This is a genomic window from Limnohabitans sp., assembly GCF_031538885.1.
GTDB lineage: Bacteria > Pseudomonadota > Gammaproteobacteria > Burkholderiales > Burkholderiaceae_C > Limnohabitans.
Map to the genome: position 1 here is coordinate 22685 of NZ_JAVKLW010000134.1, position 14778 is coordinate 37462.

The window sequence follows — 14778 nt, forward strand, 5'->3', positions numbered from 1 at the left end:
GCCCCAGCACGCCACAACACAAAAGCGGTGGCAGCCAACAAAACGACAACACGAACAGCCCAACGGCGTGCAAGGTGGCGGCGGTGCGTACCGGCTGGCGAACAGTCAATCACGCCGGGGGCAAACATATAGTGCGGGGCGCAGCTTGGGCCCCGTGTAGGTGCATGGCAGGTTCGGTTCATCATTTACCCCCTTGGTTGGTTGCTGCGCGAGGCCGCGCCATGAACAGCACGCGCTCGGCAATTTGTTGAATAAGCGCCGCAGTCAGCGTGGTGCCCTTGGCAATGCCGTAGTCCTTGATCGCTGGAATCAAGTTCTCAGTCAACACACGGGCGCTGCCGTCGCAGTAGGCCCACAAGGCATCCAGCACTTCATCGGGCACGTCGACCAGCACACCGTCCGTCGCCAGCCCAAGGGCGGCACGCGCCATGTCGTCGGCGTCATCACGGGTTACGCGCTCAACAGTGCGAGGCCACATGCCTACACGGCTTCGCACTTGGTCAAACTGGCCGTGCTGTGGCTTGATAAGCGTGGTCAGCTTCTCAGTGCCCACCAGCACCACACCCACTTGGGCACGGTCACGAATGCGGCGCAAGTACTCCATCGCGTTGCAGCTCACACGCTCGGCCTCATCCACGATCAACAGGTAGTTGGTGCCGCCAAGGCAGCGCACCACCTCGCGAAACTTGTTGTCTAGGCCGCGTGGAATAGCCACGTCCAGCATCTCCAGCAGCTCTGTCAGCAACACGCCCGGCGTCATGTTGGGGCTGGCCTCCACCAAGATCGTCATGGGGTGAGTCGCCCGATACTCTTTGCAAAAGCGGGTTTTACCCACGCCCACATAGCCCGTGACCACACCAAAGTTTTGATGCTGGCGGGTGCGGTTACACACCACATCCATGAGCTTGTGGACGCTGCCCTTCACATAGCCGGGCGAGCCGTCACGTAGGCGGTCAGATTCAACAGCCAGCACGCTTTCCAACTGGATGAGCTGGCGGGTCGGGCTGCTCACATATTTACCACTCAAGATTTGGCTTAGCGTGCCACCCGGAATGCTGGACTTCTTGCTTAGCCATGCGCGGCTTTTTTCATTGGCGGTCAGCCACTTGATAACGCGGTCAACTTTTGCCACGTCTTCTTGCGTATACACGCTGTTATTAGTCGTTTCATTTGCACTCATGCTTGTGGTCTCCAGTCGGTGATATCAATGTCAATGCCGTTGTCATCGGCGGGGGGCGTTTGCTCAATGGCAGGGGCTGCCATTTGTTCGATAGCCAGCACTTGAGCGTCAGCTGTGATGGGGTCGTTGTGGCGGCGGGCCAAGGCTTCTTGCGCCTTGCGCTCCAGCCGTTTGACCTGACCAGCCAAGCGGCGGTCTCGGCCTTCTTCCAAGCGGCTGGTGGGCAGCACGCCGATGGTGTTGTTGAGCTTCGCTTCCACGACAAAGCGGCCTTTCTTGTCGAAAATCCATACATGGCTGTCGTGATGTAGGTCGTACTCCACATCCATGCGTTGGGCGTCGTACAAGGCAAGCGCCTCGGCGTAATAGAAGCGGTTGTGCAGTCGCACGGTTTGGCGTTGCACCACACACTCTTGGCGTGGGCGTGCAATAGCATCCATATCTGTCTCAACATGCACGGGGCGAAGTTCAGCCCATACTTGGGCTGGGGTACGTCCCTCCAGCTTGTCTTGCGGGCTGTCGTGGTAATGCTCCAACCAAGCGGTGAAGCTGTCCACGTACTGGCGCAGGCTAGGCAGCTTGCGGCGGCCCATTGCAAGATCAGCGCTCAAGCGGCGGTTGACTTCGGGGGCCATGTCGTCGCCGCAATACACGTCACCACCAGCAAAGAACTTGTCGTGCTTGTCACGCACAGTGCGGAAGAACCGTTCAATCCAGCCCTTGCCGTGTGGGTTGCCCGGTAGCGCACCAATCACGTCAATGTCAAACCGTGTGTAGAAGCCGGTTGATTCATCGCTCAACAACTTGGCTCGGTAGCCGGGCCCACGGTCAACGTACACCCATGCGGGCACATGGTTAAACATGCGCATAGCATGGCTCAGTGCAAACATGGTGCTGACCGTGCTTTCACTTTCAGACATCCACCAGCCCGCGATGTAGCTGCTCTTGATATCAATGAACACCGTCAGCTCAGGGCGGTAGGGCTTGCCCGTGTTGGGATGGCCTACGTAGCAGTCTGCGGTGTGGCCGTCGCCCGCGTATATCTCACCCACCAGCACTTCGTCCAGCGTGCGGCGTTGAAACTTTTTACGGGTCAGGCGGTGCAAGTGTTTGCCAATACGTGCGGGGCTGTGCTTACCCAAAGTGGCAGGCAGCGCCTTGAGGTAACGTGCCACACGGCTTTCAGTCACATCTTCAAAGCCTTCTTGAATGAGCCTTGAAGCCACGTCTGCATAACCGGGCTTGCCCGGTATGTTGTAAAGCGCCACAGCGCGTGCTTCCCAGCCATAGTCTTGGCGAACACGCCCTGTATGTCGCGGCAGCAGCGCGTTTTTACCGCGCTTGATGTACCCGCTGAGCCAACGCTTGAGTGTTGGTGCTGAGACGCTATCCGCGCCCAGCAGCCCCACCAGTTGGCGCACACGCGTATCGGCTGTGCCTCCGTTAACCTGCGCGACTAGCAGACCAACAGCGCGGTTGATGCTTGCCCCGCCCTTGACCAACTCGGCCAAGGGCGACAACAACGCCTCACGAAGACCGGCCACACGACGTGCGTCATCGCTGGCAGATTGCCATTCGTCATTCAACAGCGCTGGTACGTCAGACATGCTGGTGTCGTGATTGATGAGCTTAAGCAGTGCGGCCATGTCAGCCTCACTTCACCTCAGGGGCCACGGGCGCACTTTGCGGGCGGCCCTTGCCACGGGGTTTCTTTTGGTCACGCTCATAGGAACGCAGCGCTTCTTCATGCTTGTGCAGCGCGGTGAGCTGGGCCCACTCGCTGGCTACCTGTGCAATCTCACTCTGATCTAAAAACGCCAGTGGGTCAGGCATGTCCGTGAGCGCCTTCACGTCCACATGAAACGCTTCCATGTAGCGCTCAATCAGGCCGTCCAGCTGAAGGCGCAGCGCCACCATACCGCTCACAACCATGCGCCCTGTCGGGTTCACCCACTCCAGTGCATCGCCATTACCTGCAAGGTTTGCAAGCTCTACGCCCACGGGCTGAAGACTTGAGAAGCACATCTCAACACGCTTCACCAATGCGCTGGCTTCCGCACGCAAATCGGCTACGACTACCGGAACGCCGCCATCGTCATCACGCTGTGCGCGTTGGCGCTTGAGCTGCTTGGCAAGGCCGTCACGCTCGGATGCCACGGTGTCACGCTCAACGCTCAGATTGACGCGTTGCGCTTCCAGTTCACGGATGCGCTGGCGAAGACCGCGCACGCTCAAATCGTCAATATCTGAAACGTCGCCGTCCTCTAGAAGCTGACTTACCACTTCGGCGTCCGCGCTTGCAAGAGCCAGCATTTTTGTTTTTGGCAGTGCCAACAATTCAGTGCGCTGGGACGCGGGCAGCATGGTGGTGAACTTTGCCATCGTCATCAGCTCACGTGCCCGGCGTGGCGATAAGCCAAGGTCTTCCATGCCGGTCTCAAACTCACCATGAGCCAATTCGTTCTTGATGCTGAGCAATAGGTATCCGGTCTCTACCGCGAGCCGCGCCGCCATGTTGTATGACGACACCGCACGGGAAATTCGGTCTTGCAAACCGCCGCTGACGGCAATGCCCAACTCTTGTGCTGCTGCGGCGTCCTGCTCCGTGAAACTCAAATCGGCGAACGTTTGCCGATTTGCTTCAACGACCTCAACGCTTGTATTTTTCTTAGCCACGCTTTACCTCTTTCTTCATGTCTTTTTTGAGCCCTAAAGCCACCATCACGCGGTGGGCCTCACCCCGTGTCCCTTTGAGACGACCCTGCAACACCATTTGCATGGTGTTGTAGTCAAGGCCGTGATCACGTGCGAAGTCGGCCTGCGACACGCCGCGTGCGACTAGGTCAGCTTTGACCTGTTTGATTCGCTCTGAATTTGTTGCCGTTGCTACACTCACATAACCTCCGTTTAAAAACGTGAATAAAGATTCATTAAGGTGGATTGTGGACGCTCAATCCACATCTTGCAAGGAGTATTTTTAATGTCCGACAAAATCAGTGGGTTTCTAGATGTTTTGGCACGCCTAAAGCTCGCCCTTGGGTGCAGCGACGACGCCACAGTTGCCACACGCCTAGGGCTAAGTAAAACCGCGTTCAACAACCGCAAGTTGCGCGGGAGCCTCCCCACCGATGAGATAGACACGCTCATTGAGAGCGAGGGGCTTAGCGCGGCTTTTATCTATCAAGGCACTGGGGCCGTGCATATGGACTCTGACGCCCAAAGCTGGGAGGCCGGATTCAAAAAGCGGATCAAGCAGTCGCTGAGCCTGAAAACCTATACGGACGTGCTGGTCAGTCAGGGCTACAAAACAGCGAAATTGACCGCTGTGGTCAATGGGAAAGAAGACCCGTCGCCGCGCCTATTGCGAGACCTCCAGGTGCTGTTCGGAATTGACACAAATTGGCTTGTGATGGGCGATACAAGCTCATCACTCAGCGGTGTTGAGCGTGACCTCATTGACGCGTATCGAAAATCACCAGCGGCTGGGCAAGAGTTCATTCGTCGCGCAGCAGGCATGGCCGCTACAACGCCACCCAAGCCCACAAAAGTCAAGCAAGTGACGTCAGGCTCGGCACCGACTATTCAGGTTGGCGGCTCAGTCAGAGACTCGAAAGTAAAAATAGGAAAATAGAACTCAATTCGAGAACACTAAGGACGCCGGTGACAAAACAACAAACAGGCCCACTAACAAGGGGCGTTGTGCAAATCAGTGGTGACATGATTGGCAGCACCGTCATCATCATCGACAACTCAGGGCGCAGATCAGCGCCTGGCACATGCCCCGTGAGCGTGAGCAGCGTTCTCACAGTGTTGGATCAACTGGAGCGGGATACACGCATTCGTGTCTTAGATTTTTTGGATCGTGAATTTGGTACACGTATGGTCAAAGACCTTGGCGAGCAGCAACTTACACGGGCAATGCTTTATGTGACTGCCATTCTCAAGAAGAACGAAATTCGTAAGCTCAGAAAGGCAGACAATGAAACCAACCGTTAGAAGTGTTCTGATTGGTTGCACCGCCGGCATTGTGACGGCTGCTTCAATTCTTTATGTCCAATCTTCACCGAAAATTCCTACGGTAGAGCAGTACAGAATATTTCTACTTTCACGCGCCGCAAAAAGTTGCACGCTCACCGAAACTGATCTAACAAACCGAATTGCCAACATGTCCCAAGACCTTATAAAAGGAGGCGTTCAGATTGAATTTAATGACGATGCAATCATCGCAGACGCCCTCGGGGAAATCAAAGTCGCTAACAAGAACAGCATAGGCTGCCAAGTATTGATCCCCATGTACGCGAGGGTACGAATCACACAAAATCTTTCCCACGCCGAATCTATTGCTGTTGTTGCCTCAGGTATTAAATCTTTTCCAAGCATAGTGAGTCACTAGCAATGGCAAGACCTAATCGCAGGGCCATGATGCAAGATCGGTTGAAGCAAATGCTGCTCAATGTCAGCGACAGGCCGCTTTGGCAGTTGCGTGCCGTAGATGATGGACGCGACCCGAAGGGTTGTCCTGGCAGACAATTTCCTGTGCATGAGTGGGATGACCCATTTTGGAATATCAATGGCCCGTGGATATGCCGCCGTTTAAACTGTCGTTGCTCAGTTCGCGCTTATCGAAGAGACGAAGAAATTTATAAACAAGAGACTATGTAAATGGGGCTCGGTGAAGTGTTTCACCACGACTAAACAGCGCTGATTCCAGAAACTAAGGACTTCTAACCGAAGTCCTTTTTTCATTTCTGGAGTCGTTATGTCTAAGTCGTATCGAATGCTCAGCTGGGTGGTCTTGACCGCCGTGTTGTTGGCCGCCTCGTTGTTCGCTCAAAGTGCGTGGCCCGGCAATGTGGTGTCGGTATCGCTCTACAAGGCGCACCTTATGGCGCTTGGCGGCTGGGGCGGCTATTGGCTTGACCGAGCGCTGTTTCCTTATGCGCGGCCCGATATGTTTCTTGTGGGGTCTAACACTGACCGCACAGCCAATGTTTTCTCTTCATCGCAGTTGCGTCGCGCCATCATTGTGGCCGCCTGCCTGATTTGCGTGGGCTTGGGCGCATGACATACCAAGTTCGCCGCCGTCGCCTTCGCATGGGGGCCTGCTTTGTGTTGGCGTGGGTTGCCTTGGCGTTGTTCGCTTCTGCCATTGCCCACGCGCAGCCTATCCCTCGCAACGCGCAAACATACCGCTTAGCTCTCAAACGTGAGGCGCAATTGGCGTGGGGTATCAATGCCCCCGTTGCCACATTCGCAGCCCAAATCCATCAAGAAAGCCGCTGGCGTATTGATGCAGCAAGCCCCGTGGGCGCACAGGGCTTGGCCCAGTTCATGCCAGCTACGGCAAAGTGGTTGGGCGGCTTGTCACCCGACTTGCAAGAGCGTGCGCCGTTGAACCCCGCATGGTCGCTGAGGGCTTTGGTCACATACGACCGCTGGCTGTCTGACCGTGTTCATATCTCCGCCACGCCTTGCGAGCGCATGGCCTTTGCACTCAGCGCCTACAACGGGGGTCTAGGCTGGGTCTACAAACGTCAGGCGCTTGCCGCGCAGCAAGGCGTTATGCCTGACGTTTGTATGGGCGCGGCCTGCGCCGTCAATCCCGGCGTGTCGCCAGCATCACAGGCAGAAAACGCGCACTACCCACAAATCATCCTGCGTACCTTTGAGCCGCTTTATACGGCCACTGGTCAGTGGGGCAACGGGGTATGCGCATGAAATTCTTAGCCCTCAAATTCGCCTTTGCCGCAGTCATGACATTGGCTATCCCCGCCGCGCTCTGGTGGTGTGTCCACGACGCCTACCAGCGCGGCTATACAGCGGGCAAAACCGATGCAGACAACACACGCTTGCGCGGCGTTGTTCGCACTGTCACAGAGGCTTCAAACGCCGTTCAAACCCAAGTCAAAAACGATTTGGACAAGTCCAACCAAACGGGCCGCCAACGTGAAGCCAAACGCGCAGCAATCGACCACTTTTTCAACTCTCTTGATGAGGCCGCTCATGTCACCAAAAGCGCTGTTTCGCCTGTCGACGATTCTTCTTGTGTTTTGCCTTCTGACCGCTTGCAGCGCTGGGCCGCCGCCAACGCCGGAGCCGATGTTGATTTACCCGATCACGGTACCGCCGCCAGCCAGCCTACTGGCAGCGCCGTTGGTTCTACCGCCTCCAGCATCGGGACGCATGGAGGACTTGGAGTCCAACCACCGCATGGTGGCAAGGGCTTATCACCAAATGGCAGCACAACTTTGCGGGCTGCTGACGTATCTGAAGGAGGCCCCCAATGACGGATGTAAATAAAAGCCAACAGGTCATGACCTACGTGATGGCCCGCCCCAAGATCAAAACGGGCGATCTCATTGCTGTACGAGGCAAGTCAGGGGTATTCGCGCAGCTGGTTCGACTGATCACGAACAGCGCCTACACCCATACCGGGATTGCAATTTGGTTGAAAGACCAAAACGGCGAAAAAGGTCTGTATGTCGCTGAAGAGGACGGCGTGAAAAATGTTTACACACCGCTCAGCCAGTATGCCGAAGATGAGTTCGATGTCTTTCGTATGCCTGTCATGGCAAAGAACGCACGCATACAAAGTTTGTTTCAAGACACGGTGCATGAGATTCAAGCCGCGATGCGTGACCGCATTCAGTACAGCTGGCTGCAAATCTTGCGTATCGGTGTCTACAAGCTGGTGCGTATCACTTTGCCTGGCTCACGTCGCGGCATGGTGTGCAGCGGCTTCAGTGCGGCCATCTACCGAGAGCTTGGATGGAATCCGGTAGACCTTGCAAACCCGCCTGCGCCATCAGACCTCACAGCGGCTTTAGGTACGCCCTCCATTTCCGTTAGGGCCCTGTGATGGATGAAAAGTATTTAGAGCAAGCGCAAGCGTTAGAGCAGCACCAGCGCGATGCCGCACAACAACGCGCCCAACGCGCTTGCTCGGGCACCGGTCGCCCCGATTGCATCGAATGCGAAGAGCCCATTCAACCCGCACGCCGTAAGGCGGCACCGAGCGCCATTCGCTGCATTAACTGCCAACGAATTTTTGAGCACCATAAAAAAGGATATTGAACATGAGCGACCAACCCAAACCGACGGATATCAACATGGCCGTGATTCAGCAGCTTGCCGAGGTGCAAGGCCAGTTGAAAACCATGACCACGCTCATGCAAAGCCATCACACGGCAACGCAAACGCGCATTGAAGATTTCCGTAAAGCCGTAGACACGCGTTTTGAAACCCTAGAAGGCCGCATGGAGCATCTTGAGCAAAACGAACGCAAGACGGCTATCAGTTCTGCGATCAGCGGCGCACTGTCAGGCGCGGTGGTATCGGCTGGCATTGCGGCCATCAAACTGTTGACGCATTAAGCGGATATCCACATACATGGCACACGAGAGCAACACCCGCGCCAAGGTTCGCACCCATTACATCAAAGGCATGCCGCTGAATTCGGCAGCTGAGATGTGCGGTGTGCCCTACAACACGGCTCGTAATTGGAAGCGTGCCGATGCCGTCGACGGTGACGATTGGGACGTGGCCCGCAACGCACGCCGCATGACCAAAAGCGGTGTGGAGGCGATGGCCAACGAGGTGTTGGGCGAACTGGCCGAACAGTTCTTGGTCACGATTGATGCTGTCAAAAAAGACCAAAAGATGGGCGCTCAGCAACGGGCACAAATTTTGGTTCAGTTGATGGACGGATACAACAAGGCGATCAGCGCGGCCAGCCGCGCTATGCCAAACGCCAACCGCTTGGCCGTGGCAATGGACGTGAGCAAGTTTCTCACCCAGTACATCAGCGCCCATGCGCCCAAGATGCGTGAGCAGTTCATTGCATTGCTTGAAGAGGCGGGCCCCGAGTTCGTGCGCGAATTTGGCAGCACTCAATAAAGCGTCATCATGGCAAAGCAAAAACAACTCCGCGACAAAGACTTCTTGGCCGAGCTGGCCGCGTATGCCCATGAGCAACGCACACTGATTGAAGCGGAGTGCGACGGCTTTGCCACCGACTTTGCGGCCCGTGACAAACGGGCTACGCGTGCGCACAATGATTACGAGTTTTTTTGCCGTACGTACTTTCCGCACTATGTGAAGAGCGAACCAAGCGCGTTCCACCGCTGGTTCTTCGACACGATTCCAGTGCTGATTGACAAGCCTGAAGGCCAGTTGATAGAAGTGTCTGCACCGCGTGGTGAGGCCAAATCTACGCTGGGTACACAGCTGGCAACACTGTGGGTGGTTGTCACTGGTCGCAAGCGCTTTATTCCTTTGGTGATGGATTCGTTCGACCAAACGGCCACCATGTTGGAGGCTGTCAAAGTTGAGCTGGAAAGCAACCCACGCTTAAGCATGGACTTCCCCGACGCATGCGGTAAAGGCCGTGTGTGGAATGCAGGTGTCATCGTGACACGCAACAACGCCAAGGTGCAGGCCTTTGGCTCAGGCAAGAAAATGCGCGGCTTGCGCCACGGCCCACACCGCCCAGACTTTGTGTTGCTGGACGACATTGAAAACGACGAAAACGTGCGCTCAAAAGAGCAACGCGACAAGTTGGAGCAATGGCTCAAAAAGGTGGTGCTGCCCCTTGGCCCACCTGACGGCAGCATGGACGTGCTGTATCTCAACACGATCTTGCATTACGACAGCGTTGCCAATCGGGTGCATAAAAACCCAAGCTGGAAGCGGGTCAAGTTCTCAGCAGTTGTTCGCTGGCCCGACCGCATGGACTTATGGCAGCAGTGGGAAGAGCTGTATATCAATGAAGGCGAAGAGATAGCCGACACGTTCTACAACCAGCGCCGAGCAGATATGGACGCTGGGTCAATTGTGAGCTGGCCGACCATGCGTCCGTTGCTCAAGCTCATGAAGATTCGTGCGGGTGACCACCACGCGTTTGATTGCGAATATCAAAACGACCCGACCAACGATGAAGCCAGTTTCTTCCAAGGCATGAAGTTTTGGGTGCAGCCAAGCCGCGACTGGGTGTTCTATGGGGCGCATGACCCGTCACTCGGTAAGAACAACAAAAGCCGCGACCCGTCGGCATGTTTGGTGGGCGGGTTTGATCGCAATCACGGGGTGTTGTCGGTGGTAGAGGCCACGGTGGCACGCATGATCCCCGACCGCCAAATCAGCAAGATCATTGAATACCAGCGCGACTACCGCTGTTTGGTTTGGGGCATTGAGTCGATTCAGTTTCAAGAGTTCTTCAGGCAAGAGCTCATTAAGTCGTCGGCCAAAGCTGGTGTGCCGGTGCCCGCCATTGCGCTCACACCCAACACCGACAAAAACCTGCGGATTGAGTCGCTCAGCCCTCACGTCAACAACGGTTTGATTCTGTTTCATCAAGCCCACACCGTACTCAACAGCCAGCTTCGCCATTGGCCTGAAGCAGACCATGACGACGGGCCAGACGCGCTTCACATGCTGTGGATGCTGTGCCTGACCCGCGCTGGTGGCACGCCAAAGATTCGCTTGGGTGCTCGTGGCATTCCAAACGTCAAAACCTATCACCAACCCTCTAACTAGGCCCGTTTATGTCTTCTAAATCTTTTCTCGGCAAGGGGCTTGTTCAATCCATGAAGGGTTGGCTAGGCAAGCCGGTGGCAACGCCTGAAACTGACCCGCAGCGTTTCTTTGGCACGTTGTACGCGCTGCCAAACCCTGACCCCATCTTGCGTGAGATGGGTCAATCAGACCGCGTCTACCACTCCATCATGGCCGACCCCCATGTGATCGGTGAAATCCGCTCAGTGCGCGGCTCATTCCGCTCCAATGACTACCGCCTGTTAGTGGGCGAAGCGAACGACGCAAAAGCTGCGGCGGCGCTTGACCTATGCCAAAAGTGGATGCGTAACACGCGCCCCAATGCCGTGGCTGATTGGTTGGAGGTGATGTGGCAAATGTCATCGTCCGTGTTGACCGGCTACCGCGTGCATGAGTTGGTGTGGGGCTTAGTCGACGGCATGTATTTGCCCACACAAGTGATTGATCGCCCTGGCCGACGCTTTAAGTTTGATGCGCACGCGGCCCCTTTGCTGGTATCGCGTGACAACTGGCAAGGCCAATCTGTAGAGCCGTATCAATTTGTGGTGTCACGTCACATGGCTACGACAGACAACCCGTATGGCATGGCGCTTTTGTCGTCATGCTTTTGGCCTTGGACATTCAAAACCGGCGGTTGGCGCTACTTCGTGAAGTACTGCGAACGACACGGCCTGCCTTGGCCCATTGGCCGCTACGCGCCCGGCACTGGTGAGGCCGAGCAAGACGCGTTGGCCGACGCGTTGGCCAACATGCTGGAGGCTGGCTACATCGTGATGCAGCAAGATAACAACGTCGAGTTGCTAGTGCCGCAGGGAAGCAGTTCCGGCGCTTTGCCGCAACAAAACCTCATCACCTTGTGTAACCGAGAGATGAGCAAAGCGCTCACCAGCCAAGCCATGATCGGCGAGCAACTGGATGTAGGCTCACGCGCTGCCAGCGAGACGGCCAAAGACCGCCAAGAGTCGGTGCACGATGCCGACCGAGACATTGCCGCCGAAAGTATGGGCGAGATTTTCAAGTGGATCACTCAGTTCAATTTTGGTGATGGTGTTGCGGCCCCCACGATGGAGTTTTACCTGCACAAAGCAGCAGGCAAAGACCGTGCTGAGACCTATGCAACGGCTGCGCGTTTGGGCGCAAAGCCATCACGCCGAGCATTGCTTGAGGAGCTGGACATACCTGTGGCCGAAGGGCCGGACGATGAGCTGGTGTTTCCCACCACGGCCTTGTCGACTGCGCCCGGCTCAAACACTACGTCCGCAAACAAGTCAGGTAATAAATCTTCGATCGACTTTTCGGCGTTGCCCGGTTATTCATTCGCCCAAGACGTGGGCCTCACCGAAGACGACGCCGTAGAGCTTGCCTCATTGGCTGCTGACAAAGCGCTTTCAGATAACGCCATAGCGCCTGTGTACGACATGCTGGTGCAGTTTGAAAAAGACGGTAAATCACTCGCCGATTTCAAGTCGGCACTGGAAGGGATGGTCGGCCAATTAGACGACGCTGGCTTGCGCGAAGTGATTGACCGTGCCTTGATGTATTCAATTGCCGCTGGTGCCGCCACAAATACCGATTGATTTTTTAAAGGAGTGAAAGATGACTGACCAAACTATCGAACAAGCAATTCAGGCCAAAGGAAAAACGGCCCCGCGTATCACGCCTGCAGACATTGAGGCCAACATTGTTGACACAGAGATCGTCAAGCACGTTTCTAAAACTGGCCAAGTCTTGCGCTGGGCGATTTTGACCACACGCAATGGCTATGCAGTTGTCGGTAAGCCGTCTTGCTCTGTGTCTTCTGCAAACGATGACCAGGCCATCGGTGAAAAAATTGCTGTTGAAAACTCGCGCGATGAACTTTGGCCACTGATGGGCTATGAGTTGCGCTCCAAGTTGGCCGAGAAGTAAAAACTCATCCAGCATGAAACGTATTTACATTGCTGGGCCAATGAGCGGGTTGCCCAATTTCAATTACCCGGCCTTTCATGCGGCTGCCAAACGGCTGCGAGACCTCGGTTTTGAGATTGAAAACCCCGCTGAAAATCCTGAGCCCCGCTGCGGAACATGGCTAGGCTATATGCGCATGGCCATCACACAATTGGTGCGGTGCGATGGTGTGGCCTTGCTGCCCGGATGGCAAGATTCAAAAGGTGCCCGCACTGAACATGATCTAGCGAACCGGCTCGGTTTGGTAGTGATGCGTGAGGCTGAAATTTTGGTCGGTCCCGAGGTGTGCGATGCCTGATACGACAGCCAAACCGTTTGGTGTCAAGTTCGCCGAGGCCATTGACTACCTCAAAGCCAAGCTACCCGAAGCAAGCCTGCAATGGGAGGATTTAGCAGGCCCCGTTCATGCCAAAGTTTTTGCTGTAGCCGGTGCCACCAACACAGACTTGGTGCGCGATCTTCATTCGGCGGTCACACGGGCGATTGAGCAAGGCACAACGATTACCCAGTTCCGCAAGGACTTTGACAAAGCGGTGGCTGACCACGGTTGGTCATACAACGGCCAACGTGGGTGGCGTACACGGGTGATTTTTGACACCAACATGCGCTCGGCCCGTATGGCCGGTCGTTGGCAACAGCTCCAAGCCAACAAAGCCAACCGCCCATATTTGCAATACCGCACGGCTGGCGATATGCGCGTTCGCCCGCAACACCGTCAGTGGGACGGTTTGATTTACCCGATTGATGATGTGTTTTGGTCAACGCATTACCCGCCCAACGGCTGGGGATGCCGTTGCGCCGTTCGCGCCTATGGCGATGCTGATTTGACACGCGACAACTTGGAAGTGTCCAAGCCGTTTGAGATGAAAACCCGCGAGGTCATCACCCGTGACGGAGAAATCAAAGACCGCGTGCCTGTCGGCATTGACCCCGGATGGGATCACAACGTAGGCAAGGCATGGGTCAGCCCTGAGCAGGCCTTAGGCGAAAAGCTGGCACGCCTGCCACGCGAACTGCAAGGGCCATTGGTCGACAAGACCATTTCACCCGCGTTTCAAAAGGTTCTCAATGAAGGTTTTAAAGGCTTTCGAGACACCGTTAAAGCAGCTTCAAAGCCTCAAGGCGAAGTTCAAATTGTGGGATTCTTCGACAGCGCTGTATTGCAAGCGCTTGCCAGCCGCATGCCTAGCACTGAAGTTCTGTCCACCAGCGTCTCTGTGCTTGACCGCAAGACCGTCAAATTAGAGGGCCAACACAAAGCGGCCAAGCCGGACGCCAAAGGCAAAGGCCGTCGCGCCAAAGGTTCACCAAGCCAAGTGTGGCCCGATGAGTGGATCAACAGCTTGCCCGAACAATTCCGCAATTACCGCGCTGTGCTTTGGGACAAGGTTGCAGGCTCATTGGTCGTGGTGCCGCAAGGCGCATTCAACAAGACGATGCCCAAAATTGTGATCCGACTCAACCAGCAGACCAAAACGGGCATCACGGCTTCAGTGGTGTCGTTGGGCAGTTCAGACCAGTCGACGCTTTCCAACGGCAACCTGTACGAGCTGCTGGTCGGCGACCTCAAATGACGACGGGCATTAAAAAGCCCACGCTAGGTGGGCTTGGGTCAGGTAGGGTGAGCGGCCTACATAATCACTGCGGTTCACATTTCTGCAAACCCGTGGAGCTGGTTCATTTCCAGTCCACTGACTTAGCCGCAATTGTAGGCCGCCGATTAAATCTGGCAAGCCCCTCAATCTAAGTTCAGTCACGAACCGGATTTTTCCGGTCAACTTGCGATTTATTTATGGGCATTTTTCTAGCAATCACACCCAGATTTTTGGGCGGTCAATGGATCAAAATAAACGTTCCCCGCCGCCAACCCTAAAAACCGTCTAAACCCTTGATTCATAAAGGTTTGAGGCCAATTTTTGAGCCTCACCCCCTTGGATCATTTCAAACACTCCCCCCCTCATAAGCGTCATCAGGGCAACTCAACGGCCTGAAGCCTCTTGCAGCAAACGCACTTTCACCGTCTTGCCTTTGATGCGCCCTGCGCTCAAACGCTGGACGACTTCGTGCGCAATGCTGCGCACCACCGCCACATAGGTGGA

At 55.6% G+C, this 14778-nt stretch carries 19 protein-coding genes; 14 read left to right on the forward strand and 5 right to left on the reverse strand.

Going from position 1 to position 14778, the window contains the following annotated elements; genetic code table 11:
• Nucleotides 1-181 precede the first annotated feature (181 nt).
• Genes RMS03_RS10805 through RMS03_RS10820 form a run of 4 tightly spaced genes read right to left on the reverse strand, consistent with a single transcriptional unit; the run spans nucleotide 182 to nucleotide 4076 of the window.
• Nucleotides 182-1180, reverse strand: coding sequence for an AAA family ATPase (locus RMS03_RS10805; protein ID WP_310627064.1), 999 nt, complete (start codon nucleotides 1178-1180; stop codon nucleotides 182-184).
• Nucleotides 1177-2826 (reverse strand): Mu transposase C-terminal domain-containing protein, encoded by a 1650-nt coding sequence (locus RMS03_RS10810; protein WP_310627065.1) that lies wholly within the window; start codon nucleotides 2824-2826, stop codon nucleotides 1177-1179. Before RMS03_RS10810 ends, RMS03_RS10805 begins: the two co-directional genes overlap by 4 nt.
• A gap of 7 nt (nucleotides 2827-2833) precedes the next feature.
• Nucleotides 2834-3856, reverse strand: a complete 1023-nt coding sequence (locus RMS03_RS10815; protein WP_310627066.1) for a hypothetical protein — start codon at nucleotides 3854-3856, stop codon at nucleotides 2834-2836.
• Complete coding sequence (locus RMS03_RS10820; protein WP_310627067.1) at nucleotides 3849-4076, reverse strand: DNA-binding protein; 228 nt, start codon at nucleotides 4074-4076, stop codon at nucleotides 3849-3851. Before RMS03_RS10820 ends, RMS03_RS10815 begins: the two co-directional genes overlap by 8 nt.
• Before the next feature lie 84 nt (nucleotides 4077-4160).
• Between RMS03_RS10820 and RMS03_RS10825 the strand changes: the two genes are divergently transcribed.
• The 14 genes from RMS03_RS10825 to RMS03_RS10890 all read left to right on the forward strand — a co-directional run bounded on the left by RMS03_RS10825 (nucleotide 4161) and on the right by RMS03_RS10890 (nucleotide 14253).
• Nucleotides 4161-4811: a helix-turn-helix domain-containing protein gene (locus RMS03_RS10825; RefSeq protein ID WP_310627068.1), complete on the forward strand. Its 651-nt coding sequence runs from the start codon at nucleotides 4161-4163 to the stop codon at nucleotides 4809-4811.
• A gap of 29 nt (nucleotides 4812-4840) precedes the next feature.
• A complete protein-coding gene (locus RMS03_RS10830) occupies nucleotides 4841-5176 on the forward strand; it encodes a hypothetical protein (protein ID WP_310627069.1) in 336 nt (111 codons plus the stop codon).
• Between the two features lie 763 nt (nucleotides 5177-5939).
• The gene (locus RMS03_RS10835; protein WP_310627070.1) at nucleotides 5940-6245 is read left to right on the forward strand and encodes a putative holin; all 306 of its coding nucleotides are present in this window, start codon (nucleotides 5940-5942) and stop codon (nucleotides 6243-6245) included.
• Nucleotides 6242-6898 carry a transglycosylase SLT domain-containing protein gene (locus tag RMS03_RS10840; protein WP_310627071.1) on the forward strand — a complete coding sequence of 219 codons (657 nt, stop codon included), beginning with the start codon at nucleotides 6242-6244 and terminating at the stop codon, nucleotides 6896-6898. Before RMS03_RS10835 ends, RMS03_RS10840 begins: the two co-directional genes overlap by 4 nt.
• Nucleotides 6895-7467, forward strand: coding sequence for a hypothetical protein (locus RMS03_RS10845; RefSeq protein WP_310627072.1), 573 nt, complete (start codon nucleotides 6895-6897; stop codon nucleotides 7465-7467). Before RMS03_RS10840 ends, RMS03_RS10845 begins: the two co-directional genes overlap by 4 nt.
• Nucleotides 7464-8039: a hypothetical protein gene (locus tag RMS03_RS10850; RefSeq protein ID WP_310627073.1), complete on the forward strand. Its 576-nt coding sequence runs from the start codon at nucleotides 7464-7466 to the stop codon at nucleotides 8037-8039. Before RMS03_RS10845 ends, RMS03_RS10850 begins: the two co-directional genes overlap by 4 nt.
• Nucleotides 8039-8254, forward strand: a complete 216-nt coding sequence (locus RMS03_RS10855; protein WP_310627074.1) for a TraR/DksA C4-type zinc finger protein — start codon at nucleotides 8039-8041, stop codon at nucleotides 8252-8254. The genes RMS03_RS10850 and RMS03_RS10855 overlap by 1 nt, the downstream gene beginning before the upstream one ends.
• A gap of 2 nt (nucleotides 8255-8256) precedes the next feature.
• On the forward strand, nucleotides 8257-8553 hold the full coding sequence (locus tag RMS03_RS10860) for a hypothetical protein (protein ID WP_310627075.1): 297 nt from the start codon (nucleotides 8257-8259) through the stop codon (nucleotides 8551-8553).
• 16 nt (nucleotides 8554-8569) lie between these two features.
• Nucleotides 8570-9076: a DUF1804 family protein gene (locus RMS03_RS10865; RefSeq protein ID WP_310627076.1), complete on the forward strand. Its 507-nt coding sequence runs from the start codon at nucleotides 8570-8572 to the stop codon at nucleotides 9074-9076.
• Between the two features lie 9 nt (nucleotides 9077-9085).
• Entirely contained in the window at nucleotides 9086-10714 is a 1629-nt protein-coding gene (gene terL, locus RMS03_RS10870) for a phage terminase large subunit (RefSeq protein ID WP_310627077.1), read from the forward strand.
• An 8-nt stretch (nucleotides 10715-10722) separates the two neighbouring features.
• Nucleotides 10723-12309, forward strand: a complete 1587-nt coding sequence (locus RMS03_RS10875; RefSeq protein ID WP_310627078.1) for a DUF935 family protein — start codon at nucleotides 10723-10725, stop codon at nucleotides 12307-12309.
• Between the two features lie 19 nt (nucleotides 12310-12328).
• Nucleotides 12329-12640, forward strand: coding sequence for a Gp49 family protein (locus tag RMS03_RS10880; protein WP_310627079.1), 312 nt, complete (start codon nucleotides 12329-12331; stop codon nucleotides 12638-12640).
• Nucleotides 12641-12653: 13 nt separating this feature from the next.
• Nucleotides 12654-12977 carry a DUF4406 domain-containing protein gene (locus RMS03_RS10885; RefSeq protein ID WP_310627080.1) on the forward strand — a complete coding sequence of 108 codons (324 nt, stop codon included), beginning with the start codon at nucleotides 12654-12656 and terminating at the stop codon, nucleotides 12975-12977.
• On the forward strand, nucleotides 12970-14253 hold the full coding sequence (locus RMS03_RS10890) for a phage minor head protein (protein WP_310627081.1): 1284 nt from the start codon (nucleotides 12970-12972) through the stop codon (nucleotides 14251-14253). The genes RMS03_RS10885 and RMS03_RS10890 overlap by 8 nt, the downstream gene beginning before the upstream one ends.
• 405 nt (nucleotides 14254-14658) lie before the next feature.
• Here the strand turns inward: RMS03_RS10890 and RMS03_RS10895 are convergent.
• A partial coding sequence (locus RMS03_RS10895) for a DbpA RNA binding domain-containing protein (RefSeq protein WP_310627082.1) occupies nucleotides 14659-14778 on the reverse strand: 120 nt, incomplete at its 5' end.

Coding starts and splice junctions, on each gene's coding strand:
- RMS03_RS10805 (WP_310627064.1), bottom strand. CDS start 1,180: ATGAGTGCAAATGAAACGACTAATAACAGCGTGTATACGCAAGAAGAC.
- RMS03_RS10810 (WP_310627065.1), bottom strand. CDS start 2,826: ATGGCCGCACTGCTTAAGCTCATCAATCACGACACCAGCATGTCTGAC.
- RMS03_RS10825 (WP_310627068.1), top strand. CDS start 4,161: ATGTCCGACAAAATCAGTGGGTTTCTAGATGTTTTGGCACGCCTAAAG.
- RMS03_RS10835 (WP_310627070.1), top strand. CDS start 5,940: ATGTCTAAGTCGTATCGAATGCTCAGCTGGGTGGTCTTGACCGCCGTG.
- RMS03_RS10840 (WP_310627071.1), top strand. CDS start 6,242: ATGACATACCAAGTTCGCCGCCGTCGCCTTCGCATGGGGGCCTGCTTT.
- RMS03_RS10845 (WP_310627072.1), top strand. CDS start 6,895: ATGAAATTCTTAGCCCTCAAATTCGCCTTTGCCGCAGTCATGACATTG.
- RMS03_RS10850 (WP_310627073.1), top strand. CDS start 7,464: ATGACGGATGTAAATAAAAGCCAACAGGTCATGACCTACGTGATGGCC.
- RMS03_RS10855 (WP_310627074.1), top strand. CDS start 8,039: ATGGATGAAAAGTATTTAGAGCAAGCGCAAGCGTTAGAGCAGCACCAG.
- RMS03_RS10860 (WP_310627075.1), top strand. CDS start 8,257: ATGAGCGACCAACCCAAACCGACGGATATCAACATGGCCGTGATTCAG.
- RMS03_RS10865 (WP_310627076.1), top strand. CDS start 8,570: ATGGCACACGAGAGCAACACCCGCGCCAAGGTTCGCACCCATTACATC.
- terL (WP_310627077.1), top strand. CDS start 9,086: ATGGCAAAGCAAAAACAACTCCGCGACAAAGACTTCTTGGCCGAGCTG.
- RMS03_RS10875 (WP_310627078.1), top strand. CDS start 10,723: ATGTCTTCTAAATCTTTTCTCGGCAAGGGGCTTGTTCAATCCATGAAG.
- RMS03_RS10880 (WP_310627079.1), top strand. CDS start 12,329: ATGACTGACCAAACTATCGAACAAGCAATTCAGGCCAAAGGAAAAACG.
- RMS03_RS10885 (WP_310627080.1), top strand. CDS start 12,654: ATGAAACGTATTTACATTGCTGGGCCAATGAGCGGGTTGCCCAATTTC.
- RMS03_RS10890 (WP_310627081.1), top strand. CDS start 12,970: ATGCCTGATACGACAGCCAAACCGTTTGGTGTCAAGTTCGCCGAGGCC.